The sequence below is a fragment of the Winogradskyella vincentii genome (genome assembly GCF_020166345.1).
Classification (GTDB): domain Bacteria; phylum Bacteroidota; class Bacteroidia; order Flavobacteriales; family Flavobacteriaceae; genus Winogradskyella; species Winogradskyella vincentii.
In genome coordinates this window covers 1-458 of sequence record NZ_JAIUJS010000045.1, presented here as the reverse complement: position 1 = coordinate 458, position 458 = coordinate 1, and the positions used below count along the sequence as shown (strand labels likewise).

At 33.8% G+C, this 458-nt stretch carries 2 protein-coding genes; both read right to left on the bottom strand.

Going from position 1 to position 458, the window contains the following annotated elements; genetic code table 11:
• On the bottom strand, positions 1-120 hold a 120-nt coding region (locus tag LBV24_RS15095), incomplete at its 3' end, for a type IX secretion system membrane protein PorP/SprF (protein ID WP_224479488.1).
• 9 nt (positions 121-129) lie between these two features.
• Positions 130-458: T9SS type B sorting domain-containing protein (locus tag LBV24_RS15090; protein WP_224479487.1), on the bottom strand; the 329-nt coding region annotated here is incomplete at its 5' end.

The following is a 458-nucleotide window of genomic DNA, read 5'->3' as shown; positions in this document are numbered from 1 at the left end:
AGCTGGATTTATTGAGATGGTATTAAACATGTATTGTGTAAACTGAGGTAACTGCTGTCCAAAAGAGGCAGAAATTCCTAGTATAAAAACTACAACACTTAAAAATCTATTCAGTTTCATCGGTTAAGTTTATTTATCTGTTGCAACGTAGATAGGACCAGCAAATGGTTCTAGTCCACTATTTCTTAAATTAATTACGTAGTAGTAAGTACCTGTTGGGACTTTACCGGAACTTCCTACTGATGAGCTATGAGAATTACCATTCCAATCATTTTGATAATTATTAGACTCATATATTTTTGCACCCCATCTATTAAAGATTTGTAATTCAATGATGAATCCACATTCTTCAACACCGGTCACTGTAAAGAACTCATTATAGTTGTCACCATTAGCTGTAACCGTTTTAGATATTACAACATTATCCTTACCACAAGCGAGTACCACACAATCATCAT